Genomic DNA, 25,168 nt, shown 5'->3' on the forward strand with positions numbered 1-25,168 from the left:
GTCACTTCACCAGCACGAGTTTCCGGAATCCGGCGGCGCGCAGCGCGTCCATCACCGAGACCAGCGCCTGCAGCCCCGCGCCGCGTCCGCGCAGCACCACCGGGGCGTCGCTGTCCTTGTCGATCGCGCCAAGGGCGGCGGGCAGGCCCTCTTGCGTCACCGGTGCGCCGTTCAGCGTCAGCGCACCGCCGGCCGCCACCTCGACCAGACGCAGCGGCGCGGCGGCCTCTCCCCCCGCGGCGGTCGCAGTGGCCAGCGGAATGGTGGTGTCGTTGGCGAAGCGCGAGGCCAGCATGAAGAACACCAGAAGCAGGAACACCACGTCGATCATCGGCGTGAGGTTGGGGCGCCGGGGGCGCCGGGGGGCGCCGAAATCCATCTTCATTCCGCGACCGACAATGCCTTGGCGGGGGTGCTCTTGCGCTGCTGTCGGGCCGTTTCCCTTGCGGGGCGGGGCACGAAGACGCGGGTGGCGGTGTCTTCCATGTCATGGCGCAGCCGCTCGATCACCGCCTCGAACCAGGTCAGCGCGATCTGCGCGGGGATCGCCACGGCCATGCCTGCCGCGGTGGTCAGAAGCGCCTCCCAGATGCCGCCCGCAAGGGTGGCGGGGTCAGCGCGCGCGCCGGCTTCCTGCAGCGCCTGGAACGCCGCGATCATGCCGGTGACGGTGCCGAACAGGCCCAGCAGCGGCCCGATGGTCGCGGCCAGTTCGATCCCGCGCAGCCCGGCCCGGGCCCGCGCCAGCAGCTGGCGGGCGACGCGGGTGGTTTCGGCCTGCGCTTCGTCCTGGGTCAGCGCGGCATCGTCCGCCGCCGCCATCGCCGTCGCGACCAGTCGCGCGCGCAGCGACCGGCGCCCGGCCAGCACCGCCTGCGCCTCGGCCCGGCGCCCCGCCGACCAAAGCGACAGCGCCGTCTCGCTGTGCCGCCCGCCGGACCAGGCGCCGAACCGCACGAGGCGCCACAGCTTCCACAGGATCAGCGCAAGGGTGACGACCGAGAGCACCGCGATCGCGGTCATCGCGGGGCCCCCCATGGTGACGAAGTCGCGCATCCGGCCAAGGGTGCCCGGCACTGCCGCGGTCAGGTCTGCAAGGGTCATGGGGGCTCTCCTGTGTCTCTCCGGAGCGGAGTGACAATTCCTACAAAAAAAGTCAACAATGAAGCGCAGGCGAAATCGGGCCATATGGGGCAGGGCGCCTGCCGGGGCAGAGGACGCGCAACGAGAGGCTGCGAGGATGTCCCGGCGGCGCCGGTTCGGCGCACCGGGAGCGACGTCACGGGGGTGTCAGGCCCGCGACGGGGGCGTGCCGATAGCCGCAAGGCAGGCGGCGACGACCTGTTCCTCGCCGGCGCGGGTCTTGACGAAAAGGCGCCGGATCCGCGGGTCGGTGACGGTCGCGTCGTCGGCGGCCAGGGCGATCATCGGAACCGTTCCCAGCTGGGCCTCGATCGCGTCGAGGAAGGGGGAAAGGCCGCCCGGCGGGTCGATCTCGTCTATCAGCACGAGGTCGAAGCTTTCCCCCGCGGCACGGTTCAGTGCCTCGGTCCAGTCGCGGGCCTGGAAAAGCGCGGCCCGCGTGCCGAAGGAGGCGCCGACGATCTGCGCGAAATCGCCGTCGGGCTCGATGTGCAGGATCCTCGGTCCACGGTCCGGCGCCGCGGGCGCGGCGGGACGGGGCGCGATGCCGGGCGCGGCGAGGGGCGCCTCCCGCGGGAGGGTGAACCAGAAGGTCGTGGCCACGTCGGGGACCGAGTCGAAGCCGATCGTGCCGCCCATCTGCTCGACGATCTCGCGCGAGATCGAGAGGCCGAGGCCGGTGCCCGCCTTGGCCCGGGTCGAGGAGGAATCGGCCTGGCTGAAAGCGGTGAAGATCTTGCCGTGGAACGAGGCGGGCACGCCGGCGCCGTGGTCGGTGACCGATACGCGGATCATGCCGTCCTCCGCCTCCGTCGCGATCTCGACCGTCGCGCCGGGCTGCGAAAACTTCACCGCATTCGACAACAGGTTCGCCATGACCTGCTGGAACCGGTTCACGTCGACCTGGGCGACAAGTCGGCCGCGCGGCGGGGTGAAGATAAAGCGCACAGCGGATTGGTCGGCGAAGGGCTGGGTGTTGGCGATGGCCTGCTGAACGAGCCGGGGGATCGAGGCGCGGGTCATCTCGAAGCTCATCTTGCGCGAGACAAGCTTTTCCATGTCGAGAATGTCGTTGACCAGCAGGATCAGCCGGCTGCAGTTCTTCTGCGCGATCGTCAGCATCGAGCGCGCGCGGTCGGGTATCGCGCCCGCCACGCCGTTCAGCAGCAGCCCGAGGGAGCCGTTGATCGAGGTCAGCGGCGTGCGCAGCTCGTGGCTCACTGTGGCGATGAACTCGTTCTTCACGCGCTCGGCCCTGTGCTGCTCGGTCAGGTCGTGGACCTGGATCACGAAGGTCTCGGGCTGACCCTCTTTGCTGCGGACGATGGCCAGGCTCAGCCGTCCCCAGACGTCGCTGCCATCGGCGTGCAGGCAGCGCATGTCGGTCTCGAAGCTTTGCTGTTCGCCGGTCAGGAGCATGCCGACGAGCGCGCGGATACGGGGCCGTTCCTCGGGGTGGATGAAGGCGTGGAACGGGGTTCTGAGGGCGTCTTCCGCGCTGATCCCGACGAGGCGGGTCAGTGCGTCGTTCACCTTGGCGAACCGCCCCTCGGGCATGATGATCGCCATGCCCACCGGTGCCGCCTCGAAGGCGGAGCGGAAGCGTTCCTCGCTCTGGCGCAGGGCCTCCTTGCTTTCGACCAGTTCCGTGATGTCGGTGGTCGCCCCGATCAGCCGGGTCGCCACGCCGCGGCCATCGCGTTCGCCGGCCACGGCCTCGGACCTGAGCCAGCGCCACGAGCCATCGACCCGCAGCATCCGGAATTCGTTGATCGAGCGCTCCGCGCGGCCCTCGATGCAGGCCCGGTCGTTGGCGCGGAAACCGGGGAAATCCTCGGGATGGATGCGCTGGCGGAACTCGGCCTGGCCGTCGATCGGGGCGTCCGGGGCAAAGCCGAAAAGCTCCTTCCAGGTCGGCGAGACGATGGCGAGACGGGTGGCCAGGTCGACCTCGAAGACGCCGATCTTGGCGCCGGTCAACGCCACGTCGAGGCGGTTGCGGGCGTCGCGCAGCTCGGTCTCGACCCGGCGCTTGTCGGTGACGTCGGTGATCAGCGTGGTGAAGCGGCGGTAGCCTTCGGCGGTGGACCAGGGGTTGATCTGGACGTCGAGGATCAGCGTGCCGCCCCGGCCGTCGGCAGCGCGCAATTCACGCCGGAAGTTCGGCGGCTCCTGGCTCAGCCGTGCCATTGCGAAATAATCGCGCGCCTCGCGCCCCAGGATCTCGGACAAGGGGCGGGCGAACAGGTCATCCTGCGTGCGGCCGAGCAGCGCCTTGACCGAGTCGTTGACGAAGAGGACCGAGCCTTCCTCGTCCAGCAGCGCGATGTTGGCGTTCGGGGTCTGGATGATCGAGCGGTTCTCCTCGATCTGGGCGGCAAGCTCGCGGGTGCGGTTCGCGACCTTCTGGTTGATCAGAACCTCCCGGCGGCCGAGCGACAGCAGATAGATCGTCAGTACCACGGTGAACGCCATGCCCGCAGCGAGCGTGACGGCGGGCGCCGCCCGGTTCATGCCGTTCTCGAAGGACGGGGCGCTTTCGGACACCAGCGGCCACGATTGCCCGAAGGCTTCGATCCGGTGCGTCGTGCTGTAGACCGGTCGGCGGTTCGGGTTCGGTTCCGCATCGCTGTAGATCAGGGAGCCGGGGCTGAGGCCGCCGCTCGCGTAGAGCGAAACCTCGATGTCGCGGGGCTGGTTCGACGCGATGTCTGAGAAGAACGCCGCGGTGGCGATCGGGGCGAAGACCCAGCCGCGCAGCGTCGCGCGGCGTGCCGCGACCGTCGCCGGGGGCCGGCCGGTGGTGGGATCGCGGCCGTAGACCGGCACGAACAGCATCATGCCCGAGATGCCGCCGGGGCCGGTGCCGGGGCCGGTGCCGCGATCCGAGATCCGGATCTGGCCGGTGTCGCGGGCGGCGTCCGCCGCCGCGCGCCAGGCCTCGACGGCGCCGAGGTCGAAACCCGGGGTTTCGAGCGCGCCGTCGTGAGCCTCGATCAGCCTGACCGGGATCGCCTTCCCGTCGGGCGCGGCGAAACCCAGGCCGCGAAGGCCGGGCACCCGGAGCGGCAGGTCGAGGCCCTGCACGAAATTCCGCCACTGCGAGGCCGTCACCTGTGCCGAGCTATCGAGAAAGCCGCGGGCGCCCAGCAGGCTGACGGCATAGGCGTTGAGCCGGTCCTCGACGGTGCGGCCGTTGTCGCGCACCAGCATCTCGAACTGCTTGCGTTGGAAATGCACCATGAGGCTGTTCATCGCCTGCCAGGCCGTCAGCGTCATCGCCAGCGACACGAGGACATAGGCGAAGGAGGCGCTTCGGAACCGCGGCATCGGGGTGCCGCGCCAGTAGACCTGCGGCGAGGCGCGCGAGGGCCAGAAGAACACGACGCCGGTGACGGTGATGATCCCCAGCGTGTCGCCGACCCACCAGACCAGCCAGTTTCCCAGGATGCCCGCACCGGTGCTCTGCCCGAGCGCGATGTAAAGCGCGATGCCGATCGCCGCCGTCGCCATGCCCAGAACGGGCCCGACAAGGGCAAGGCAGCGCAGCAAGTGGCCCGTTCCGGCAATCTTCAGCGGCGTGCCGAACATCCGCAGGATGATCGTGGCGCTGAGCCAGGCGCGCAGCGCCTGCAGCGCGCCGATCGCCAGCGCGACCTCGAGCTGTGGCAAAGCCAAAGGTTCGCCCGCGACGGTGGTGACAATCAGGCGGGCCAGGATCGAGACCGCCAGGACGGCGGGCCAGCGGTTGCGCCCGTAGATCATCAGGATGGCCAGCGCAAAGCCCGCGCCGCGGGGCAGGGCAAGGGCATCGGCATAGGACGGCTTGAGCACCAGCCCGCCGCAGCAGAGCGCCAGGTAGCACGCCAGCGTGAGGGTCCAGCCAAGCACGGTGCGGCGACTTTCGTCGCGCGACAGCCCTGCGGTCATGCTCATCATCTCGGCGCCTCTGCCTGTGTCCTTCAGCGCGCGGACGAGGCGGGCTGCGTTAACTTTCTGAACCTGCGCCCGATATTTCAAAAGCCCTGTCAACGCCAGCGCGCCGGGAAGCCGATGGAATTCGGGGAAGTGAGTCCTGACGGGCACAGAAGGCCGCGCGCCCTCCGCTCCGGCCCTTGTAGCGACCCTTGTAACGGCCCCTGTCGGCGGTGTGGTCGCCCCCGCTTTCCGGGGACGGCTTTTGCCCCGGGCTGCGTGCTCTCGTCGCAGACGCTGAATTTTGACGTAAATGCAATATACTCCGAACCTGACGCGAACAGATGCGTGCCCGGCCCCGTCCGGCCGCACGGCCCGACAGGGTGTGCCCGGCCGGACGGAGGTAACGTCTGTGCGAGCGCGAACTGAACGGTACGGTTTAGCGTTGCCGAAGCCGTGCGCTCCGTTAGGAGAGGCACGAACCGAAGCAGGACCGGGGGCAAGCCACCGCCATGACGAAGTCGAGCGCCATCCTCCGCTTGCCGGCCGCGGTCAGTTTCGACCGGGCGCAGGCGATCAATGCGCTCAAGGTGACGCTGGCGATCGTGCTCTCGCTCTGGGTGGCCTTCCTGTTCGACCTCAGCCACACCTACTGGGCCCTGCTGACGGTGCCGCCGATCGTCACCAACCCCAGCGCGGGGAACATGGTCTGGCGCGGGGTTGCGCGTCTTGCCGCCACGATCCTCGGTGCGATCGTCGGGCTTGTGTTCGTCGCGGCATTCAACGACAGCCGCGTCGCGATGATCGCCGCCCTGGTGATCCTGGTGTTCCTGCTCGGCTATCTCAGCCGGCTTTATCGCGCGATCGACGCCTATGCCTACGCCACCGCGGCGGTGACGGCGATGCTGGTGGGGGTCGAGGGCGGGCAGGCCCCCGCAGGGGCCTACGACCTCGCGCTGCAGCGCGGCACTGAAACGGCGATCCCGATCGTCTGCTGCTTCGCGCTTCTGCTCATCCTGTTCCCGCGTTCGGTTTCCGAGGATGCGATGGCCAAGCTCAAGGGTGCGCGCGCCAAGACCTTCGAGGCGGCGCGCGCGATGCTCAGCGACGCGCCGGGCCGGGCCGCGGCGCGGATGGGGGCGGATGCGGCGCTGCAGGGGGTGCATACCGACCTCGACGCGCTGATCTTCGAACGTGGGCGACGGCGCTGGCTGTACCCGCGGCTGACCGGCGTGTGCAATGCGCTCAACCGGATCATCGCGCTGTCCGATCTTGCGCGCTACAGCCTCGACCGGCTGAGCGCGGAAGAGCGGGAGGGCCGGGTCGCGCAGGCCGAGGAGGCGGTCTTCGGCCTGCTGGAGCGGGCGGAGGCACCGGGCCTCGACGCCGAGGCGCAGCGCGCCAACGCCGCCGCCGCCCGTGCCGTGGCCGAGGGGGCCTCCCCCGGCAACCTGCTGATCGAGGGCAAGACGCCGACGCACACGACCTTCAAGCGTGGTACCGCGCTCTGGCGGCTCCTGGCCCTGACCCAGGCGCTCGAGGCGTATTTCGAGGCCGAGGCGGCGCTGATCGACCGCAGCACGCCGGTGACCACGCCGAAACGCACCCGCCACCGCTACCACGACCATGTCGCGGCCCTGGAATCGGGGCTGCGGCCGGCACTGATCCTGTTGATCCTGTCGGTGGTCTGGATCACGACCCGCTGGCAGGCGGGGCAGATCATTTCCCTGGTGGCAAGCTTCTTCACCATGGTGATCGCGGCGATCGCGCCGCGCCCGGTCCGGCCGCTTGCGGGCAAGTTCATGGTCTATGGCGTGCTCCTGGGATCCGCGCTGACGCTGCCGCTGATGGCGGCGCTGGCGCTGGTCGAGGGGTTCCCCGCCTTCGCGCTGCTCCTCGGCGTGGTGATCTTCACCATCTTCTACACTGCCAAGGGGCCACCGACGCTGGCGATCGGGGCCGTGGTCGCGATTGCGCTGGAGCTGTCGCCGACCGACCAGCCGCTTTACGATCCGGTCAACGCGATCAACTATGCCGTCACCCTCGTCCTCTTTCCGCTGACCTATCTGATCGCCCAGGCGCTGCTGTTCCCCGAAAATGCGGCCTGGCTCAAGCGCCGCGCGCAGGGGGCGGCCGACGGGTTGCTGAAACTGGCCGCGCGGCGGCGCCCGTCGCTCAGGCAGGCCGAGTTCCTGTCCGCCTCGATCGATATCATGGGCGAATACGGGTCGGGCCTCGATCCGGAAGAGGCCGAGGGCCAGCACCTGATCCTTCGCATCCGGGCGGTGCAGGCGACGGGGCTGTGCCTCTACCGCCTGCGCGAACTGGCGGCGGCGCCCGAGACACCGGATGACCTTGCCCCCTTCGTCGAACGTCTCCGGCGCGAGGCGTTGCGGGCGGCCAGGGGCGGGGCGCCGGCCGACGGCAACGATTTCTTCGACGAGCTCGACGCTTACGTGCGCCGCCACGCCGGGCGCCACGACCTTTCCCGCGAGGCACGGATCGCCGCGCTCCGCTTCGGCGGGCTTGCGAACCTGCTCGCCTCCATCATCGCAAGCGGAGAGCTTGCCCCCGACTTCGAGAGGCACTGATGCGACAGGAATTCGCGGCCTTCGGCCTTTTCGTCCCCAGCCTGCTGATCTGCGCCCTCATTGCCGGGGTGATCTGGCTTCTGGTCGACTCGCTCATGCTGCGCAGCGGTGGCTGGCAGTTCTTCTGGCACCCGCCGATCGCGCGGCTTGCCCTCTATTTCCTGAGCCTCGCGCTCGTCGTCTTCCTGTTCCCCGACCTCTGAGGCCGTCCATGATCATCCTGAGAATCTTCCTGTCAGCTCTGATCGCCCTCGCGGCGGTGTTTTGCGGCATCTACGTCTGGAACATGATGTTCACCAACCCCTGGACACGGGACGCCCACGTCCGGGCCAATATCGTGCAGGTCGCGCCCCGCGTGTCGGGCCCGCTCATCAGTATCGGCGTCAAGAACAACCAGGAGGTCGCGGCCGGGCAGGTGCTGTTCCAGATCGACCCGACCGACTACAAGATCGCCGTCGACCAGGCCAAGGCGTCGCTGGACCAGGACAAGGCGAAGGCGGCGATCCAGCAGCGCACCGCCGACCGCGACCGCGCCCTGCAGGAGCGTGACAACGGCACGGTTTCGTCCGTGGATGTCGAGAACGCGGTGCTTGCCGCCAATGCCGCGCAGGCCGCCGTCACCTTGGGGGAGGTCGCGCTGAAGCAGGCGCAGATCGCGCTCGACCGGACCAAGGTGAAGGCGCCGGTGTCGGGGCGGGTGGTCAACCTGTCGCTCAGCGTCGGCGACATGGCGGCGGCGGGCAAGGCGATGCTGGCGATGGTCGATCACAATTCGTTCCGGGTCGACGCCTATTTCCTCGAGACCAAGCTGTCGCGGATCCGTATCGGCGACCCGGCGGTGATCAAGCTGATGTCGGATGGAGAGCGGCTGTCGGGCCGGGTGATCGGCATCGCCTCGGGCATCTCCTATTCCGAGGATACCTCCGCCTCGCTGCTGCAGGCGCCGCAACCGACGTTCCAGTGGATTCGGCAGGCGCAGCGCGTGCCCGTCGAGATCGCGATCGACACCCCGCCGAAACGCGTGCCGCTGTTCAACGGCGCGACTGCAAGCGTGGTGATCCGCCCGTCGGGCCAGGACGCGAAGTGACGGTGGGGGCGGCGGCTCAGCCCAGCAGGCTGAGCCAGACCCAGGCGGTGACGATCGCGAAGGCGGTGGCCAGCAGCACGGTCGAGGCGGCGACGCGCTTGGCCACCCCGTACATGTTCGCGAAGACATAGGCGTTGACACCCGGCGGCATCGCCGCCGTCACCACCGCCGAGCGGAAGGTGCTCTGCCCCAGGCCGAAGCCCGAACCCAGCACCCACGTCACCACCGGGTGCACGACCAGCGTGCAGACGCAGACGAAGAGGATGGTGCGCAAGTCGCCCTCGGGCCGGTAGCGATAGAGGATGCCGCCAAGCCCGAACAGCGCCGCCGGCAGCGCCGCGCGCTTGATCAGGTCGATCCCGTCGGTCAGCACCTGCGGCATCGGGATGTGGCCAAGATTCACCACGAAGCCAAGCAGGATGCCGATCACCATGGCGTTGCGGAACATCGCCTTGAGCACCCGCGCGGCAGTCACGGCGATGCCGCCGCCTGTGTTGCGCGCGATCTCCATCGCCGTGATCCCGAGACCGTAGCAGAACGGCGAGTGGATCGCGACGATGGCATAGTTCGCGGCCAGCGCACCCTCGCCATAGGCCCGCTCGGTGATCGGGATGCCGAGGAGGAGCGAGTTGGAGAAGAGCCCGCAAAAGCCGATCGCGACGCTGTCTTCCCATTCCCGGCGGAAGATGTAGCGCGCGCCGAGCAGGGCCGCGGCAAAGCCCGAAACCGCACCGGCATAGAAGCTGACCATCAGCGGCAGGCTGAATTCCTGGCCGAGGTCGAGGGTCGAGATCGCGCGGAACAACAGGCAGGGGATCGCGAATTGCTGGGCGAACTTCATCAGCCCGTCAACGTGGCTCTCGTCGAACCAGCCCTTCCATGCGACCGCATAACCGAAGCCGATGACCAGAAAGACGGGCAGGACGACCTCGATCAGCGCTTCCACGCGTCAGACCTCGTAGTCGAGGCTGAGGCCGTCGTAGGCCGCGATCACGTGGTCCGGGGTCTCGCGGCCCACGTCCTCGTAATCGAGGTCGAGGTGCATGTTGGTCAGGACCGCCCGCTTCGGTTTGACCTTGGCGATCCATTCCAGCGCCAGGTCGAGATGGGCATGCGTCGGGTGCGGCTTGCGGCGCAGCGCGTCGAGGATCCAGCAGTCGAGATCCTCGAGCACCTCCCACGCGTCGTCGTAGATCTCGACCACATCGGGCAGGTAGGCAAGGCCCGCGACCCGGAACCCCAGCGCGTCGATCGAACCATGGCCCACCTTGAAAGGATGGAAGGTCAGCGTGCCGCCGTCGCCCGTGATGTCGAACGGGCCCTTGATCGTGTGCAGATCGAGGATCGGCGGGTAGGGGCTGCCCTCGGGCTGAACGAAGGCGTAGCCGAACCGCGCGATCAGCGATTCCTGGGTATCGCCGTCGGCCCAGACCGGCAGCCGCCGGCGCATGTTGAAGACGATCTGGCGCAGGTCGTCGATGCCGTGGACGTGATCGGCGTGGGAATGGGTGTAGACCACGGCGTCAAGCTCTCCCACCCCGGCGTCGAGGAGCTGGGCGCGCATGTCGGGCGTGGTGTCGATCAGCACCCGCGTGGTGCCGTCCGCGGTGGTGCGCTCGACCAGCAGGGAGCAACGGCGGCGGTGGTTCTTGGGGTTTTCCGGGTCGCATTCGCCCCAGTGGCCGCCAAGCCGCGGCACCCCGCCGGAGGACCCGCAGCCCAGGATGGTGAACCGGAGCCGTGCCATCAGGCGGCCTTCCACGCGGCGGCCTTGGAAAACAACCGGTCGAAGTTCTCCGAGGTCCGGGCCGCGAACTCGGCATAGGGCAAGTCGAAGACCTCGGCGCCGACCTTCGCAGTCAGCGCGGTATAGGCCGGTTCGTTACGCTTGCCGCGGTTGGGCGGCGGGGCAAGATAGGGGCTGTCGGTCTCGACCAGGATCCGGTCGAGCGGCGCGCGCGCGAAGATCTCGCGCAGTTCGGCCGATTTCGGAAAGGTCGCGATGCCCGACATCGAGAGGTAGAACCCAAGGTCGAGCGCTGCCTCGGCCAGGGCCGGCCCGGACGAAAAGCAATGCAGGACACAGGGGTAGGCGCCGTGGGCATGTTCCTCGGTCAGGATGCGGGCCATGTCCTCGTCGGCGTCGCGGGCGTGGATGATCAGCGGCAGCTGGGTTTCGCGCGCGGCGGCGATGTGGATGCGCAGGCTCTCCTGCTGGATCGCCTTCGTCTCGGCCGTGTAGTGGTAATCGAGGCCGGTTTCGCCCAGTCCGACGAACTTCGGATGCCGGGCCAGGGCGACCAGCTCCTCGACGCTTGTCAGCGGCTCCTCGCCCGCGCTCATCGGGTGGGTGCCGGCGGCGTAGAAGACGGGGGCGTGGGCCTCGGCGATGGCGCGTACGGCGGGTTCGTTGCGCAGGCGGGTGCAGATCGTCACCATGCGGGTGACGCCGGCCGCAGCGGCGCGGGCGATCACCGCGTCCAGTTCCCCCTCGAAATCGGGGAAGTCGAGGTGGCAGTGGCTGTCGACGATTTCGGCCGTGATTTCAGCGGTCATCCATTCCCCGCGGTGCGGCGATCGGGGCCGCTGTCGTATCCATCTTCAGAACCATATCGAGCACCAGCGCGGCAGGGTCAAGGTTGACGGCCCGCGCGTGGCGCGCCTCCGACCCCAGCGACTGGTGCAGGTCGGCCCAGATCCGCGCCGCGTGGTCGCTGGGCGCGAGGCGGGCGAAGAGCCGTGCCTCGCCCGGGGCCGCCTCGGGCGGGGTCTGCCGGATCGCGCCGGCGCGGGCGAGGCGGGCCAGGAAGGTCTCGATCAGCCCGATCGTCAGGTCCAGCCGTTCCTCCTGCCCCCGCTGGGCGCAGGCGTCGGCCAGGGCGATCGCCCGGGCACGGTCGACGCCGGGCAAGCCGTGGAACAGGCCCACGAGCCCGGCATAGCCGTCAAGGCCGCCAAGGTTCGCCAGCCGCACCGCCTCTCCCACCGACCCGGCCGAAAGCTCGGCCAGCGCGGCGGGGTCGCCGTCGGGCGCACAGCCGGCCTGGGTCAGGGCCGCCTCCATCTGCTCGGGCGACAGCGGCTGAAGGCGCAGCTCGCGGCAGCGCGAACGGATCGTGGGCAACAGGCGCGAGGGCTGGTGGCTGACCAGCAAGAGCGTGGTGCGCGCGGGCGGCTCCTCGAGCAGCTTCAGAAGCGCGTTGGCGGCCGAGACGTTCATCTCGTCGGCGGCATCGACGATCACCACCCGGCGGCCGCCATCGGCCGAGGAGAGGCCGAAGAAGCCCTTGAGCTTGCGTGCCTCGTCCACCGTGATCTGCGCCTTCAGCCGCTTCTTGTCGGCATCCCACGCCCGGCGCAGCAGGAACAGCCGCCCCTCGGACAGCGCGGCGGTGCGGCGCATCACGGGGTGGTCCTCGGGGATATCGAGGGTCGCGGGCGGGGCCTGGGGCTCGGACGGCGCGCCGAAGAGTCCGCCGTCGCCGGCCGGCTCCCCGGCCAGCAGGAACCGCGCGATGCGCCAGGCGAGCGTGGCCTTGCCCACCCCGCGCGGGCCGGTGATCAGCCAGCCGTGGTGCAGCCGGCCGGCGATGTAGGCGTCGAGAAACGCGCGCTCGGCCGCCTCTTGCCCGATCAGCCGGAGCGTGTCGCGCGGGTGGGGCGCGCCCTCGACGCGGTCGGCCTCGGGGGTGGGATCGTCGCTCATGCACGCCCCCCCGACAGGCGGGACCGGACGGTGCAGGCAATGTCGGCGGCGACAGCGGCGGGATCCCGGGCGCCGTCGATCAGCACGCAGCGGGCGGGGAACTCGGCGGCGAGCGCGTGGAAACCCGCCCGCATCCGCGCCTGCAACCCCTCGCCGAAGCTTTCGAACCGTTCCTCGGTACCCCGCCGCCCGAGCGCGCGCGCCAGCCCCTCAGCGGGGTCAAGGTCGACGATCAGGGTCAGGTCCGGCTCGATCCCGATCATCAGGCGGTGCAGCTCGTCCACCGTGCCGCGCAGGTCGCCGCGGGTGATGCCCTGATAAAGCCGCGTGGAATCGGCGAAGCGGTCGGTGATGACGATCCTGCCGGCGGCCAGCGCGGGGCGGATGGTCTTTTCGAGGTGGTCGCGGCGGGCGGCGGTGAACAGCAGGATCTCGGTCTCTGCCGACCACCGGTCGGGGTCGCCCTCCAGGACGAGGCGCCGGATCTCCTCGGCGCCGGGGGAGCCGCCGGGTTCCCGCGTCAGGACGACCTCGTGACCCTCGGCGCGCAGGGTCTCGGCCAGCAGGCGGGCCTGGGTGGACTTGCCCGAGCCGTCGATTCCCTCGAAGCTGATGAACACCCGGGTGCCCCTTCCTGCGGCCGGCGAAGCGCGGCCCGCGAAACCAGAATCATGCCTGACACCGTGGATACTTGGTTTGCCGCGCGGTCGGAACCCTGCGGGAGGGGCAGGCGGCTCTCGCGCCCAGGGCGGGGCAGATCCCGTGCCGCAGGACGGCAAGAAAGCCCCCCGGTCTTCTTCTGAGCGGAAATATCCCGGGGGTGCGGGGGCTGGCCCCCGCCTGCGCCCTCGGTACCCTGCGCCGTCAGTACCCTGCGGCCTTGCCCGCGATGTCGCGCAGCAGGACGGCCGCGGCGGTGGCGAGGCGCTTGCCCACGCCGCCGCGCTTCACCTCGGCCGCGGCGACGAGCGGGATATGGCGATCCTCCATCCCGGGGGCCGAGATCACCAGGTCGGCTTCCTGCGTGCCGGCCTTGATCGGCGCCTTCAGGGGGCCGGTGTAGATCACCTTGGCGCTCATCTGGTCGGCGCCGATCGCCGGCACCAGCAGCTTGACGTCCTCGGTCGGCACCAGGGCCACCTCGGGGGCCGAGCCCATCCAGACCGGGGCGCGGGCGATCACCTCGCCCTTCTTGGCCATGGTCTTCTCGGTGAACTGGCCGAAGGCCCAGTTGATCAGCTTCTCGCCCTCGGTACCGCGGCTCTGCTCGGTCGGCAGGCCGTTCAGCACCACCAGCACCCGGCGGTCGCCGCGCTTGGCCGACCCGACGAGGCCGTAGCCCGATTCCACCGTGTGTCCGGTCTTCATCCCGTCGGCACCGATCCCGAGGGTCAGGATCGGGTTGCGGTTGAAGCGGTTCCCCGGCGCGCGGTTCTCGTAATCGTACTCGGTCTCACCGAAGAAGTGGTAAAACTGCGGGTAGGTCTTGATGATGTGAATCGCCAGCATCGCCAGGTCGTGCATCGACATCAGCTGGTGCGGATCGGGCCAGCCCGAGGCATTGGCGAAGGAGGAATGATCCAGCCCCAGGGCCTTGGCCTTGGCGTTCATCAGCTTGGCAAAGGCAGTCTCCGTCCCCGCCAGCTTTTCCGCCACCGCGACGCAGGCATCGTTGCCCGAGTTCACGATGATGCCCTGGATCAGCTGCTGGATCGTCGGGCGGTCGCCGATCTTGAGGTACATGGTCGAGCCGCCCTTGCGGGTCAGGTCCACCGCTTCCTGGCTGACCGTCGCGGTATCGTCCATCTTCAGGCGTCCGTCGGCCAGCGCCTGGAACAGGAGGTCGATCGTCATCAGCTTGGACATCGAGGCGGGCGGCTCCGGCGCGTCCGCATTCTTCGACAGGAGCACGGTGCCGGTCGTCACGTCGACGACATAGGCGGACCGGGCGATCGTGTCGAAGGCGGCGGCTGGGCGGCCCGCGGCGAGGGCCGCGAGGACGATCAGGATGGCTGCGAGGCTGCGGATCATGGGGGCGTGCGGTTCCCTGTTCTAGCGGCTGATGTAGAAGGCGTCCTTGAAGCCGAGCTTCTTGACGGTGTCGAGCAGCGAGGCACGCTGCGACGCGCTGGTGGCGGGTCCGGCGAGGACGCGCCAGAAGGTCTTGCCCTGGCTTTCCTCGGTCGTGACCTGGGCGTTTGCGCCGGCTTTCGTGACCATGCCGGCGGCGCGTTTGGCGTTGGCCTCGACGCTGAAGATCCCGATCTGGACAAATTCGCGCCGGCCGGAGGTGGCAGGGGCGGCCTTGGCTTCGGTCCTGGCGCCGGCCTTCGCCGCCGTACCTGCCGTCGCGCCCGCCATCTTGCCCGCCGCCATGGCCGAGGGTTTCATCGCGGGCGCCTTGGCGGTCTTGTCCATGCCCTTGGCCTCGGCCCGGTCGATCGCGGCGCCGGCCTTGGCTGCGACGTCGCCGAGGGGTTTCGTCTTGATCTGCTCGTTCGAGGCCAGCGCGGGGTTCTTGGCGTCCGGCGCAGGCACCGGGGCCTCCTGGCGCCTGAGCGCGGTGACGCTGACGTTGGCGGGTTCGCCCGCGACGAGGCCGAGCGCGGTGGCGGCATCCGAGGAGAGCTGCAGTTTCGGACCGGGGTTGTTGATCTCGCGCCGGAACAGCGCGCCGATCACGAACTTGCCGTTCTTGGGGTTGCGGATGATGACGCGCTCGGGGTCCTTCACGCCGGGGTAGGCCACCCAGACACCGCCGAGCGAGGGGCGCCCGTCCCACAGGCCCTTGGTCGAGACCTGGAACACGTCGGGCGCCTCGACATCGCGGTCGACGAGCTTGACCGAGCTGGACTGCGGCACCGCGTCGCCGGTGCCGGCCGCGTCGGCCGTGGCCGCGCCGTCCTTCTTCTTAAGAAATCCGAAGGGCTGCTGCCCGTCCTGACATCCGGCCAGCGCCACACCGGCGAAAGCCATCAGAACCAGAGCCGAAACCTTGGGTCCTGCCATCACTTGCCCCCTCTTGCGCGCCCTCGGACGTCGCTTTGCCGATCCCCTTGCCGGGGTTCTGTCGCTTGTCGTGCCTCGTACCGCCTGCCTGTGACGGCGTGCGCATCTTATGACACAGGCGGGGCACATGGAAAGGGCACAGCCTCGCGATGGGCGGAAAACACCGCGCAATCGGGGGGCTATTCCCTCTGAACCGCTTTCAGAATCGCGTGAGGCGGGCTAAGGCCGGGGTCCGCGGCAGCGCGGCCGAAGGCAGGGTGACGGATCGTGCCCGATGCGGCCGACGCGCCCGATGCGGATGAGTGGCCGAGCGGTTTAAGGCACTGGTCTTGAAAACCAGCGAAGGGGAGACCCTTCCGTGGGTTCGAATCCCACCTCATCCGCCACACCGCCGCCGCCATGCCCGACCTGAACGCGGACGGGGGCGGCCCTCTCGGGGGCTGTCAGTCGGCGGACAGGGCCCCGCAGGCGGCGGTGAAGCTGGGCCAGCTTTGCGCGAACCAGCGTTGCAGAGGCTCGGCCGGGCGGTTTGCCCATTCGTCCACCACGATCTTGCAAAAGCCGATCAGGGCCTCAGCGAGGAACACGGCGACGCGGGCCTTTTCCGCGGGCAGGCGCGCCGCGATCACCGCCGTCAGATCGTCGCGCAATCCTTCGAGGATCGTATCGTGCACCTCGCGCAGCTTGGGTTCGGCGCGCATCAGCATCGCAAAGCTCTTCATCACCTCGGGTTCGATCATGATGTGCTGAAGGTGATCGCTCAGAAGCGTTCTGAGGTCGTCGGGAAGCGGCCCGCCGGACCGGAGGAAGGCATCGACATGGGCGCCCTCGAATTTCGGCGGCTCGCCGAAGATCGCGGCGGTCTTGTTGTGGAAATAGTTGAAGAAGGTGCGCAGGCTGATCCCGGCCTCGTGGCTGATCATCTCGGTCGTGACCGCATCGAGGCCGTGTTCGAGCGAGAGCATGATCGCGGCGTTCTGGATTTCCCGGCTGGTCTGAAGCCGTCGACGTTCACGAAGCGAAATTTCCCCTGCCTCCCTCAGATCAGGACTCCTCATCCGGGTCCTTGATGCGGCCTGCGCCCCGGCAAGGCAAGAGAACTGGTGCAGCGCGGGCCGGCGGCCAGCCCGGACATGGTCACATTAAAGTGCACACCGTGCAAACTTTACATTCAATGAAGGCGGCGTAGCTTTCGCGGAGGTTAACCGCCGCGCCGGGGACGCGGGCGCCGCGAGAACGGCGCGCGATGGGCGCATCCGAGGGATATGAGAATGAACAAGAAAGATCTGCTGGTCACTGCGACATGTGGCGCACTGGCGATGATCGGTGCGGTCGCGGTGCCCGGGGCGGCGTTTGCGCAGCAATCCAAGGGGGCGCAGCAGGCGGCGCCGGTCGGTGTCATCACCCTGAAGAAACAGGCGGTGCCGCGGATCATGACGCTTCCGGGCCGGGCGGTGGCCTATCAGCAGGCCAGCATCACGCCACGGGTGGGCGGCATCATCACCAAGGTGCTCTATACCCCCGGGCAGAAGCTCAAGGCCGGCGACCCGATGTTCCAGCTTGACCAGGCGACCTATCAGGCGACCGTCGACACCGACGCGGCGGCGCTGGCCAAGGCGCAGGCCGCGGTGCCCACCGACGAGGCGAACTACAAGCGCGCCGTGAAGCTGGAGGGGCAGGGCTATACCGCAGCCGAGGTGGCGACGCTGAAAGCCTCGCTGGAGGAGGACAAGGCCAGCGTCCAGTCGGCCGAGGCGGCGCTGAACTTCGCCAAGGTACAGCTGGGCTGGACCACGGTGCGCAGCCCGATCGACGGCTATGCCGAAGTGCCGGCCGTGACCGTGGGCAACGTGGTGACCGCGGCGCAGAGCACGGCGCTGACCACCGTCACCCGGCTCGACCCGATCGACGTCGACGTGCTGGAGCCCAGCTCCAACCTGCTGTCGGTCCACAAGCTGATCGACAACGGCACCCTGACGCCCTCGACCAAGCTCGAGGCCAAGCTGGAGCTCGAGGACGGGCAGACCTATACCGGGACCGGGCAGCTCGTCACCTCCAGCTCGACCGTGTCGACGACAACGGGGACGGTGTCGGTGCGCTTCCGTTTCCAGAATCCCAAGGGGCAGATCCTGCCGGGCATGTTCCTGCATGCGCAGGTGCAGCTTGGCACCGTCCAGGCCTGGCTGGTGCCGCAGCTTGCGACCAAGACCCAGACCGACGGATCGCTGAGCCTCTACATCGTCAAGGACGGCAAGTCGCAGGCGGTGAAGATCAACGCCGACGGCACCTACAAGAATGACTGGATCGTCACCTCGGGGCTGTCCGACGGCGCGCAGGTGATCGTTGATTCGCTGAAATACATGGGGCCGGGCCGTCCGGTGAAGGCGGTGCCGGCGACCATCGGCGACGATGGGCAGGTGACGCGGCAGGGGTCTTCGGACGCGTCCTCTTCCGACGCGTCTTCCTCCGCGGCGTCGAACTGACCGGCGGGCTGACAGATGACCTCCTTCTTCCTTCGTAAGCCCGTCTTCGCCTGGGTGCTGGCGATCGTCGTCATGCTTTGCGGCTATCTCGGCCTGCAGACGCTGGCGGTGTCGCAGTATCCCAGCATCGCGCCCACGACGATCCGCGTCTCGGCCAAGTATTCCGGCGCCTCCGCCGAGACCGTCGAGAACTCGGTCACCCAGCGGATCGTCGATTCCATGACCGGCCTCGACGGCCTGTCCTACATGACCTCCACCTCCTCCGAGGGGAGCGCGTCGATCTCGCTGGTGTTCGACAACTCCGTCTCCGGGGCGATTGCCCAGGTCGAGGTGCAGAACAAGCTGTCGAACGTCGAGACCAAGCTGCCCGACACCGTGCAACAGGCCGGTGTCACCGTGCGGCAGGGTGCGGATTCGATCCTGATGGTCGCGGCGCTGGTGTCGAACGACGGCAAGTACGACAGCACGGCGCTTGGCGACATCCTGAACAACAAGTTCGAGAACGCGCTGGAGCGGACCAACGGGGTGGGCGACGTGCACGTCTTCGCCTCGCCCTATGCGATGCGGATCTGGCTCGACCCTGACAAGCTCTACAAGTACGGGCTGACGGCGTCGGACGTGACCTCGGCGGTCTCGTCGCAGAACACCAATGTATCCGCAGGCTACATCGGCGACCAGCCGGTGACGAAGGGCCAGCAGGTGCAGATGCCGCTGGTCGCACGCTCGATGCTCTCGTCGCCGGACGAGTTCCGCAAGATCTACCTGAAAACCGCGACCGACGGGTCGAGCGTCTATCTCGGCGACGTGGCCAAGGTCGGCCTCGGGCCCGAAAGCACCGACATCGCCTCGCGCTACAATGGTCACCCGGCCGCAGGGATCGCGATCGAGCTGGCCACCGGTGCCAATGCGGTCAACACCTCGGCCGCGGTGCACAAGACCATCTCGCAGCTTCAGAGCGCGCTGCCGGCAGGGGTGCAGGTCGTCTATCCCTACGACACCGCGCCCTTCGTGCAGAAGTCGATCGACGACGTCTACCAGACGCTGGGCATCGCCATCGTGCTGGTCTTCCTCGTGATCCTCGTCTTCCTGCAAAGCTGGCGGGCGACGATCATCCCGACCATCGCCGTGCCAATCGTCCTTCTGGGCACCTTCGGGGTGCTGGCCGTGGTGGGGATGTCGATCAACACGCTGACGATGTTCGCGCTGGTGCTCGCGATCGGCCTGCTGGTCGACGACGCCATCGTCGTGGTCGAGAACGTCGAGCGGGTGATGGAGGAGGAAAACCTTCCGGCCCGCGAAGCGACCAAGAGGTCGATGCACGAGATCTCGGGGGCGCTGGTCGGCATCGTCGTGGTGCTGTCGGCGGTATTCCTGCCGATGGCGTTCATGAGCGGTTCGACCGGCATCATCTACCGGCAGTTCTCGGTCACCATCATCTCGGCCATGGTTCTGTCGCTGTTCGTCGCGCTGATCCTGACGCCGACGATGTGCGCGGCCCTGCTGAAGCCCGGGGTGGGGCATCCGAAGTTCTGGCCCGCCCGCAAGTTCAACCAGGGCTTCGACGCGACCCAGCGCGGCTTTGTCGCCACCGTGACGCGGCTGGTGCGCCGGCCGCTTCTGATGGTGCTGGTGATGCTGATCGTCCTCGGCGCCGCAGCCTGGAGCTTCGGCAAGCTGCCGTCGTCGTTCCTGCCCGAGGAAGACCAGGGCGTGCTGATGACGCTGATCGAACTTCCCGAAGGCTCGACCCTTCAGGCCACCAACCGCACGCTGACGAAGATCGACAATTACTGGCTCAAGGGGCCGGGGTCGAAATACGCCGATGCGACCTTCGGCGTGGCGGGCTTCAGCTTCGGGGGCAGCGGCCAGAACGAAGCGATGATGTTCATCAAGCTCAAGGATTATGCGCAGCGTCCGGGCGTCAGCGCAGGCCAGCTTGCCGCCCAGGCGAACAAGGTGTTCGGAACGGGGCAGTACGGGCAGGTGATCTTTGTCCAGCCGCCGGCGATCCCCGGCATGGGGTCTTCGTCGGGCTTCACGATGGAGCTGCTGGATCAGGCCGGCAACGGCACGACCGCCCTCAACGCCGCGGCCAACAAGCTCATCGCCGAGGCGAAGAAGGATTCGATCCTCAGCGGCGTGCGCGGGCCGGGCGACACCACCACCGGCGCGCTTCAGGTCAACGTGAACAGCGCCAAGGCGCAGGCCTTCGGTCTGACCCTGTCCGACGTGAACAGCGAATTGTCAACGATCTTCGCGGGCAATTACGTCAATGACTTCACCCTTGGCACCAAGCTGCACGAGGTGATCGTCGAGGGCGACGCCAAGGACCGGATGCAACCCGATGACATCGGCCATTGGTACACCGAGAATTCCTCGGACGAGATGGTGCCATTCGACAGCTTCGTGACGATGAACCTGGAGCGTGAGCAGAAGCAGATCGGCGGTTACGGCGGCGTGGGCGCGGTGCAGATCAGCGGCGATGCCGCCCCGGGCCAGAGTTCGGGCACCGCGATGAACCACATGACCGAGCTCGCCAAGAAGCTGCCGGGGAACTACGGCGTGGCCTGGACCGGGCTGTCCTATCAGCAAGTGCTGGCGGGCAACCAGCAGACCCTGCTTTACACCCTGTCGGCGCTGATCGTCTTCCTTGCGCTTGCCGCGCTCTACAACAGCTGGACCGTGCCTTTCGCGGTCATGCTGACGGTGCCGGTGGGGGTGTTGGGGGCGGTGCTGGCCTCGTGGATCTTCGGGCAGTCGAACGATGTCTACTTCAAGGTGGGCCTGCTCACCACGATCGGCCTCTGCGCCCGGAACGCCATCCTTATCGTGGAGTTCGCCGAGACGCTCCGTGCCGAGGGGATGGCGCTGCTCGAGGCCACGGTGACAGCGTCGCGGCTGCGGCTGCGCCCGATCCTGATGACGTCGCTTGCCTTTACCCTGGGGATCGCGCCGCTGGCGCTGGCCTCGGGCGCGGGGGCGAATTCCCAGCACTCGATCGGCATCGGCATGCTGGGGGGCATCATCTTTACCGCCCTCTTCGGCATCTTCCTCTGTCCTGCCCTCTATGTCGCGGTGATGGCTGGCGTGGACCGCGTCCACCGCCTGCGCCGCAAGGAGACCACCGCATGATGAAACCCCTTTCCCTTGTCGCGCTTCTCATGGTGTCGGGGTGCGCCGTCGGGCCGAATTTCCAAAGCCCCTCGGCGCAACTTCCGCCGGCCTATGTCGGCGGCACCGCCACCCGGGCGAAGAACGTGGCCTACACGCCGTGGTGGCGCGATTATCACGACAATCTCCTGACCAGCTACATCGAGACCGGGCTGAGCCGGAACCTCGACGTCGAGACGGCGCAGGAGGAGATCGTCCAGGCCAAGGCCGCGCTACGCGAGACCGGTGTCGCCGAGGCCGCCGACGGCACCGCCACCGGCGCGCGCGAAAAGGTCGGCGGCAGCGGCGAGAACCCGCATTATGCCAACAATTCGACCCTCAGCGCCTCGCTCGTGCTCGACATCTTCGGGGGCATCCGGCGGGATCGCGAAAGCGCGAAGGCGGCGGTGGCGGCGGCCCAGGACAACCTCCAGGTGGTGCGGCTGCAATGGCTGGCCTCGATGATCGAGGCCTATTCCAACGCGCGCTACTACCAGCAGGCGGTCTGGCTGACCCGTGCGACGATCAAGGCGCGCAAGCAGACGCTGACGATCTCGGAGAACCAGTTCAAGGGTGGCAGCGGCACCAATTACGAGGTGGCCGAGGCCCGCGCGACGCTGCAATCGGCCGAGGGCGACCTGCCGGAGTACATGGCGCTCTACAAGTCGAACGTCTACGCGATCGCCAAGCTGCTGAACCGGCCGGCCGGGCCGATCCTGCACACGATGGACCGCAGCGCGCACCAGCTGCGCACGCCGGGCACGTTCCCATCCGGCATTCCCGCCGACCTGCTGCGCAACCGGCCCGACATCCGCTACCAGTCGGCGCTGCTGCATGAAGAGGTGGCCAAGGTCGGTGTCGACGATGCCGACATGCTGCCCTCGCTGTCGCTGGCCGGAACGATCGAGGACACCGCGGGCACCTCGACCTGGGGTTTCGGCCCGAGCCTCAGCCTGCCGTTGCTGAACCAGGGGGTTCTGGCGGCCAAGCGCGACGCGCAGATCTCGTCGGCGAAACAGGCCGAGCTCGCCTGGCGCTCGGCGGTGACGAGCGCGGTCAGCGACGTGCAGGTCGCGCTGTCGAACCTGCACCAGTACCGCGACCGCTCTGCCGCGCTGGCCCGTTCCGCCTCGTCCTACGGCACCGCGCTGAACCTCGAGCGCGAGAACTACCGCAACGGTGCGATCACGCTGAGCGACCTGGTGACCGTCGACCTCGACACCACGTCGGCGCAGATCAGCGCGGCCTCGGCGCGCAACGACGCGGCGCAGGAATGGGCGACGCTTCAGATCGCGATCGGTGCGGGGGCGGCGGTCGTCGGCAGCACGACGATCCCGGCGGCTCAGCTGACCGCAGTCGCGAAGAAGAAATAGGGCAGGGCGGCCCTGAAGGCGGCGCCGTTCATTCCAGCGGCGCCGCATCCCAGAAGTCGCGCAGAAGCTGCACCGAGTCGCGCGCACCCGGCCCACAAGCCAGCCGGTCGACGAAATCCGTATCGGCGAGATTGGCAAGCACCGGGTGGTCGTCGACCTCGCCCCGCGCGGCCCGCTTGAGGGCCATCGCCCAGTCGGGAAAGCACCGCGTTTCGCGGTCGCCGCGGGCCAGGACCACCATGGTGTGGTGCCGCGGATCGGCGAAGATCCTCTTGCACAGCGCCTCGACTGCTGCCGTCTCGCCCTCCAGCATCTGCATGAAGCTGCCGACCTGACTGTCGCGGCCCGGCACGAAGAGCAGCACCCCGGTGATTTCCGCGGCCGGGTTGTTGTGCTGGCTGGCGGCGATGATCTCGGCCAGCGTCGCATCGGTCGTGCCGCGCGCCGCCTGGCTGACGTAGACGAGGTAGTGCACCGACATCCCGACGTCTCCTCCCTGAAGTCTCCCTGATGCCAGCTAACCCGCAGGAAACGACCCGGTCAACGGCATTTATTTCACCATGTGAAAGACCATACAATATAGGGAAAATCCGTTGACGGTTTCCCCCCATCGCCACATCATGAGCCCCAATCGGGAGGACATGGTGTGACGGATCAGACGACCATCGGTGGCACGGCAAGCCTGTCCGCACAGGTGGCGGCGGGGACCCGTTTCCCCAGCGGCACGGCCCGAAGCGGCAAGTCGATCCAGGCCGTGGACCGGGCGCTGACGATCCTTGAGATCCTGGCCGGGTCGAAAGAGGCGCTTGGCCTGAACGAGCTGGCGGCGCGGACCGGGCTGAACAGTTCGACGTGCCACCACCTGGTGCAGACGCTGGTGGGGCGGGGCTATGTCCTGCAGGTCGGGCGCAAGCGCGGCTACATGCTGTCGTCTCGGCTCAACGAGCTGGTGGAGCTTCAGGCCGGTGAGGCCGACCTCGCCGACATCGTGCGGCCGCAGATCGAGGTGCTGGCGGAGCAGCTCAACGAGGCGGTGCAACTGGCGGTGCTGCACGGCACCAAGCTGGTGACGCAGCTGCGCGTCGGCCGGTCGAGCGCGGTGGCCGAGGCGGACGAGATCCGCAAGATGACTGCGCTGCATGCCACCGCCACCGGCAAGGCGATCCTCGCCTGGCTGCCGGACACCGAAATCATGCGGGTGATCGCCGAGAACGGGCTGGACCGTTTCACGCCCAAAACGATCACCACGCTGCACGGCCTGATCGAGGAGCTGCGCCACGTCCGGCGCCACGGCTTCGCGATCGACGACGAGGAACTGCGCGAAGGCGTGGTTTGCGTGGGCGCCGCGATCCGGGACGAGAAGGGGGCGGTGATCGCCTCGATCTCGGCCACCTATGCGGGGCACAAGAACTCCGAGGCCTACCGCGCCCACGTCATCACCGGCGTGACCGAAACCGCGCGGCGCCTGTCGGACCAGTTGAAGGCCAATCGCTACTGAGGACCATGCCCGGGGGAGGCCGGGACCAGGGAGGAGAAATACATGACTGCTGGCGTCACGACGCATCCGGACTATCCAGTTCCGGAAACGATGAAGGCATGGGTTCTGGGCGACCCGGGAGAGCTTGCACTGGTCGACAAGCCGGTGCCGCAGCCGAAGAAGGCCGAGGTGCTGGTGCGCATCGACGCGGTGGCGATCTGCGCCACGGATCTGGAGATCATCAACCACGGCCTGCCCGCGATCATCCAGGGCGGCGAGCCGTTCAACAAGAACTTCACCCCGGGCCATGAATACATGGGCACCGTCGTGGCCCTCGGACCCGGGGTCGACGAATACGAGATCGGCGAGCGCGTGACGGTGGAGATCCACGCCGGCTGCGGCCAGTGCAAGCGCTGCCGGCAGGGCATGTACACCTCGTGCCACAATTACGGAAAGAACTACGGCGACGTCGACAAGGGCCACCGCGCCAACGGCTTCACCACCGACGGCGGCTTCTGCGAGTACCAGGTCAACAACATCAACACCTTGGTCCACGTGGCCGACAGCATGACCGACGAGGAGGCGACGCTGGTCGTCACCGCCGGCACCGCGATGTACGGGCTGACCGAACTTGGCGGCCTCGTCGCGGGCGAAAGCGTGGTGGTGACCGGGCCGGGGCCGATCGGCCTTCTGGGGGCGGCGGTGGCCAAGGCGCTGGGGGCGCAGCCGGTGATCCTGACCGGCACCCGCGACAACCGGCTGGAGATCGGCCGCCAGCTGGGCGCCGACCACGTGATCAACGTCCGCAACGAGGACGTGGTGGAGAAGGTGCGCGAATACACCGGCGGCAAAGGCGCGGATTACGTCGTCGAATGTTCCGGCGCGCCGGACGCGCTCAACGAGGCGGCGCAGATGGTGAACCGGGGCGGGCGGATCTGCCTGGCCGCCTTCCCGTCATCCTCGCCCGAGGTCGATGTCGCCTACCTTGTGCGCAACAACATCTACCTCTACGGCATCCGCGGCGAGGGCAAGGCCGCAACCCACCGGGCCGAGGCCTTCATGCGCCAGAAGCGCTTCGATGCTTCGCTGATCCATACCCACACCTTCGACATGACGGACCTGCCCGAGGCGCTGCGCTACGCCCGCGACCGTGTGGAGGATGCGATCAAGGTGGTGGTGCGCAACAAGCACGCCAACGAACAGCGCGCGGCGGCCGAGTAACGCCACCCGCCCG

20 protein-coding genes and 1 tRNA gene are annotated in these 25,168 nt (G+C 68.2%); 9 read left to right on the forward strand and 12 right to left on the reverse strand.

Annotated elements, in window-relative coordinates; all coding sequences use genetic code 11:
• Position 1 precedes the first annotated feature (1 nt).
• From CVV76_RS09670 to CVV76_RS09680, 3 genes are all read right to left on the reverse strand, one after another.
• On the reverse strand, positions 2-379 hold the full coding sequence (locus CVV76_RS09670) for an ExbD/TolR family protein (RefSeq protein ID WP_199178554.1): 378 nt from the start codon (positions 377-379) through the stop codon (positions 2-4).
• Between the two features lie 2 nt (positions 380-381).
• On the reverse strand, positions 382-1,104 hold the full coding sequence (locus CVV76_RS09675) for a MotA/TolQ/ExbB proton channel family protein (protein WP_233192793.1): 723 nt from the start codon (positions 1,102-1,104) through the stop codon (positions 382-384).
• A gap of 186 nt (positions 1,105-1,290) precedes the next feature.
• Positions 1,291-5,079: a PAS domain S-box protein gene (locus tag CVV76_RS09680; protein ID WP_158243127.1), complete on the reverse strand. Its 3,789-nt coding sequence runs from the start codon at positions 5,077-5,079 to the stop codon at positions 1,291-1,293.
• Positions 5,080-5,570: 491 nt separating this feature from the next.
• Between CVV76_RS09680 and CVV76_RS09685 the strand changes: the two genes are divergently transcribed.
• The 3 genes from CVV76_RS09685 to CVV76_RS09695 are packed head-to-tail and all read left to right on the forward strand — an operon-like array spanning position 5,571 to position 8,736.
• Positions 5,571-7,649, forward strand: coding sequence for an FUSC family protein (locus tag CVV76_RS09685; RefSeq protein WP_102224439.1), 2,079 nt, complete (start codon positions 5,571-5,573; stop codon positions 7,647-7,649).
• Positions 7,649-7,852, forward strand: a complete 204-nt coding sequence (locus tag CVV76_RS09690; RefSeq protein WP_102224440.1) for a DUF1656 domain-containing protein — start codon at positions 7,649-7,651, stop codon at positions 7,850-7,852. The genes CVV76_RS09685 and CVV76_RS09690 overlap by 1 nt, the downstream gene beginning before the upstream one ends.
• Positions 7,853-7,860: 8 nt before the next feature.
• Positions 7,861-8,736, forward strand: a complete 876-nt coding sequence (locus CVV76_RS09695; protein WP_102224441.1) for an HlyD family secretion protein — start codon at positions 7,861-7,863, stop codon at positions 8,734-8,736.
• A 16-nt stretch (positions 8,737-8,752) separates the two neighbouring features.
• On the opposite strand, the gene CVV76_RS09700 is transcribed toward CVV76_RS09695, so the two are convergent.
• From CVV76_RS09700 to CVV76_RS09730, 7 genes are all read right to left on the reverse strand, one after another.
• Complete coding sequence (locus CVV76_RS09700) at positions 8,753-9,682, reverse strand: AEC family transporter (RefSeq protein ID WP_102224442.1); 930 nt, start codon at positions 9,680-9,682, stop codon at positions 8,753-8,755.
• A 3-nt stretch (positions 9,683-9,685) separates the two neighbouring features.
• Complete coding sequence (locus CVV76_RS09705) at positions 9,686-10,483, reverse strand: MBL fold metallo-hydrolase (protein ID WP_102224474.1); 798 nt, start codon at positions 10,481-10,483, stop codon at positions 9,686-9,688.
• A complete protein-coding gene (locus CVV76_RS09710; RefSeq protein ID WP_102224443.1) occupies positions 10,483-11,292 on the reverse strand; it encodes a TatD family hydrolase in 810 nt (269 codons plus the stop codon). The genes CVV76_RS09705 and CVV76_RS09710 overlap by 1 nt, the downstream gene beginning before the upstream one ends.
• Positions 11,282-12,442 (reverse strand): DNA polymerase III subunit delta', encoded by a 1,161-nt coding sequence (locus CVV76_RS09715; protein WP_102224444.1) that lies wholly within the window; start codon positions 12,440-12,442, stop codon positions 11,282-11,284. Before CVV76_RS09715 ends, CVV76_RS09710 begins: the two co-directional genes overlap by 11 nt.
• Positions 12,439-13,062, reverse strand: coding sequence for a dTMP kinase (gene tmk, locus CVV76_RS09720; protein ID WP_233192794.1), 624 nt, complete (start codon positions 13,060-13,062; stop codon positions 12,439-12,441). Before tmk ends, CVV76_RS09715 begins: the two co-directional genes overlap by 4 nt.
• A 244-nt stretch (positions 13,063-13,306) precedes the next feature.
• Positions 13,307-14,473, reverse strand: a complete 1,167-nt coding sequence (locus tag CVV76_RS09725) for a D-alanyl-D-alanine carboxypeptidase family protein (RefSeq protein ID WP_102224445.1) — start codon at positions 14,471-14,473, stop codon at positions 13,307-13,309.
• 21 nt (positions 14,474-14,494) lie between these two features.
• Positions 14,495-15,451 (reverse strand): SPOR domain-containing protein, encoded by a 957-nt coding sequence (locus CVV76_RS09730; protein WP_102224446.1) that lies wholly within the window; start codon positions 15,449-15,451, stop codon positions 14,495-14,497.
• Positions 15,452-15,747: 296 nt separating this feature from the next.
• Between CVV76_RS09730 and CVV76_RS09735 the strand changes: the two genes are divergently transcribed.
• Positions 15,748-15,837: transfer RNA gene (locus tag CVV76_RS09735), tRNA-Ser, on the forward strand.
• 57 nt (positions 15,838-15,894) lie between these two features.
• Here the strand turns inward: CVV76_RS09735 and CVV76_RS09740 are convergent.
• A complete protein-coding gene (locus tag CVV76_RS09740; RefSeq protein ID WP_199178555.1) occupies positions 15,895-16,416 on the reverse strand; it encodes a TetR/AcrR family transcriptional regulator in 522 nt (173 codons plus the stop codon).
• Positions 16,417-16,722: 306 nt separating this feature from the next.
• On the opposite strand from CVV76_RS09740, the gene CVV76_RS09745 reads away from it, so the two are divergent.
• Genes CVV76_RS09745 through CVV76_RS09755 form a run of 3 tightly spaced genes read left to right on the forward strand, consistent with a single transcriptional unit; the run spans position 16,723 to position 22,457 of the window.
• Complete coding sequence (locus CVV76_RS09745) at positions 16,723-17,934, forward strand: efflux RND transporter periplasmic adaptor subunit (protein WP_158243128.1); 1,212 nt, start codon at positions 16,723-16,725, stop codon at positions 17,932-17,934.
• A 15-nt stretch (positions 17,935-17,949) separates the two neighbouring features.
• On the forward strand, positions 17,950-21,066 hold the full coding sequence (locus CVV76_RS09750; protein ID WP_102224449.1) for a multidrug efflux RND transporter permease subunit: 3,117 nt from the start codon (positions 17,950-17,952) through the stop codon (positions 21,064-21,066).
• A complete protein-coding gene (locus CVV76_RS09755; protein ID WP_233192795.1) occupies positions 21,063-22,457 on the forward strand; it encodes an efflux transporter outer membrane subunit in 1,395 nt (464 codons plus the stop codon). Before CVV76_RS09750 ends, CVV76_RS09755 begins: the two co-directional genes overlap by 4 nt.
• 28 nt (positions 22,458-22,485) lie before the next feature.
• Here CVV76_RS09755 and CVV76_RS09760 read toward each other — a convergent pair whose 3' ends face one another.
• Positions 22,486-22,938: a BLUF domain-containing protein gene (locus CVV76_RS09760; protein ID WP_102224450.1), complete on the reverse strand. Its 453-nt coding sequence runs from the start codon at positions 22,936-22,938 to the stop codon at positions 22,486-22,488.
• 165 nt (positions 22,939-23,103) lie between these two features.
• On the opposite strand from CVV76_RS09760, the gene CVV76_RS09765 reads away from it, so the two are divergent.
• Positions 23,104-23,955 carry an IclR family transcriptional regulator gene (locus tag CVV76_RS09765; RefSeq protein WP_102224451.1) on the forward strand — a complete coding sequence of 284 codons (852 nt, stop codon included), beginning with the start codon at positions 23,104-23,106 and terminating at the stop codon, positions 23,953-23,955.
• 42 nt (positions 23,956-23,997) lie between these two features.
• The gene (locus CVV76_RS09770) at positions 23,998-25,155 is read left to right on the forward strand and encodes a zinc-dependent alcohol dehydrogenase (protein WP_102224452.1); all 1,158 of its coding nucleotides are present in this window, start codon (positions 23,998-24,000) and stop codon (positions 25,153-25,155) included.
• The last annotated feature ends 13 nt before the right edge of the window (positions 25,156-25,168 follow it).

The sequence above is a fragment of the Acidimangrovimonas sediminis genome (assembly GCF_002871005.1).
GTDB lineage: Bacteria > Pseudomonadota > Alphaproteobacteria > Rhodobacterales > Rhodobacteraceae > Acidimangrovimonas > Acidimangrovimonas sediminis.

Bases quoted from the DNA above. Each gene is read 5' to 3' on its own strand.
- CVV76_RS09670 (WP_199178554.1), bottom strand. From the start codon at position 379: ATGGATTTCGGCGCCCCCCGGCGCCCCCGGCGCCCCAACCTCACGCCG.
- CVV76_RS09675 (WP_233192793.1), bottom strand. From the start codon at position 1,104: ATGACCCTTGCAGACCTGACCGCGGCAGTGCCGGGCACCCTTGGCCGG.
- CVV76_RS09680 (WP_158243127.1), bottom strand. From the start codon at position 5,079: ATGAGCATGACCGCAGGGCTGTCGCGCGACGAAAGTCGCCGCACCGTG.
- CVV76_RS09685 (WP_102224439.1), top strand. From the start codon at position 5,571: ATGACGAAGTCGAGCGCCATCCTCCGCTTGCCGGCCGCGGTCAGTTTC.
- CVV76_RS09690 (WP_102224440.1), top strand. From the start codon at position 7,649: ATGCGACAGGAATTCGCGGCCTTCGGCCTTTTCGTCCCCAGCCTGCTG.
- CVV76_RS09695 (WP_102224441.1), top strand. From the start codon at position 7,861: ATGATCATCCTGAGAATCTTCCTGTCAGCTCTGATCGCCCTCGCGGCG.
- CVV76_RS09705 (WP_102224474.1), bottom strand. From the start codon at position 10,483: ATGGCACGGCTCCGGTTCACCATCCTGGGCTGCGGGTCCTCCGGCGGG.
- CVV76_RS09710 (WP_102224443.1), bottom strand. From the start codon at position 11,292: ATGACCGCTGAAATCACGGCCGAAATCGTCGACAGCCACTGCCACCTC.
- CVV76_RS09715 (WP_102224444.1), bottom strand. From the start codon at position 12,442: ATGAGCGACGATCCCACCCCCGAGGCCGACCGCGTCGAGGGCGCGCCC.
- CVV76_RS09725 (WP_102224445.1), bottom strand. From the start codon at position 14,473: ATGATCCGCAGCCTCGCAGCCATCCTGATCGTCCTCGCGGCCCTCGCC.
- CVV76_RS09730 (WP_102224446.1), bottom strand. From the start codon at position 15,451: ATGGCAGGACCCAAGGTTTCGGCTCTGGTTCTGATGGCTTTCGCCGGT.
- CVV76_RS09740 (WP_199178555.1), bottom strand. From the start codon at position 16,416: ATGCTCTCGCTCGAACACGGCCTCGATGCGGTCACGACCGAGATGATC.
- CVV76_RS09745 (WP_158243128.1), top strand. From the start codon at position 16,723: ATGAACAAGAAAGATCTGCTGGTCACTGCGACATGTGGCGCACTGGCG.
- CVV76_RS09750 (WP_102224449.1), top strand. From the start codon at position 17,950: ATGACCTCCTTCTTCCTTCGTAAGCCCGTCTTCGCCTGGGTGCTGGCG.
- CVV76_RS09755 (WP_233192795.1), top strand. From the start codon at position 21,063: ATGATGAAACCCCTTTCCCTTGTCGCGCTTCTCATGGTGTCGGGGTGC.
- CVV76_RS09760 (WP_102224450.1), bottom strand. From the start codon at position 22,938: ATGTCGGTGCACTACCTCGTCTACGTCAGCCAGGCGGCGCGCGGCACG.
- CVV76_RS09770 (WP_102224452.1), top strand. From the start codon at position 23,998: ATGACTGCTGGCGTCACGACGCATCCGGACTATCCAGTTCCGGAAACG.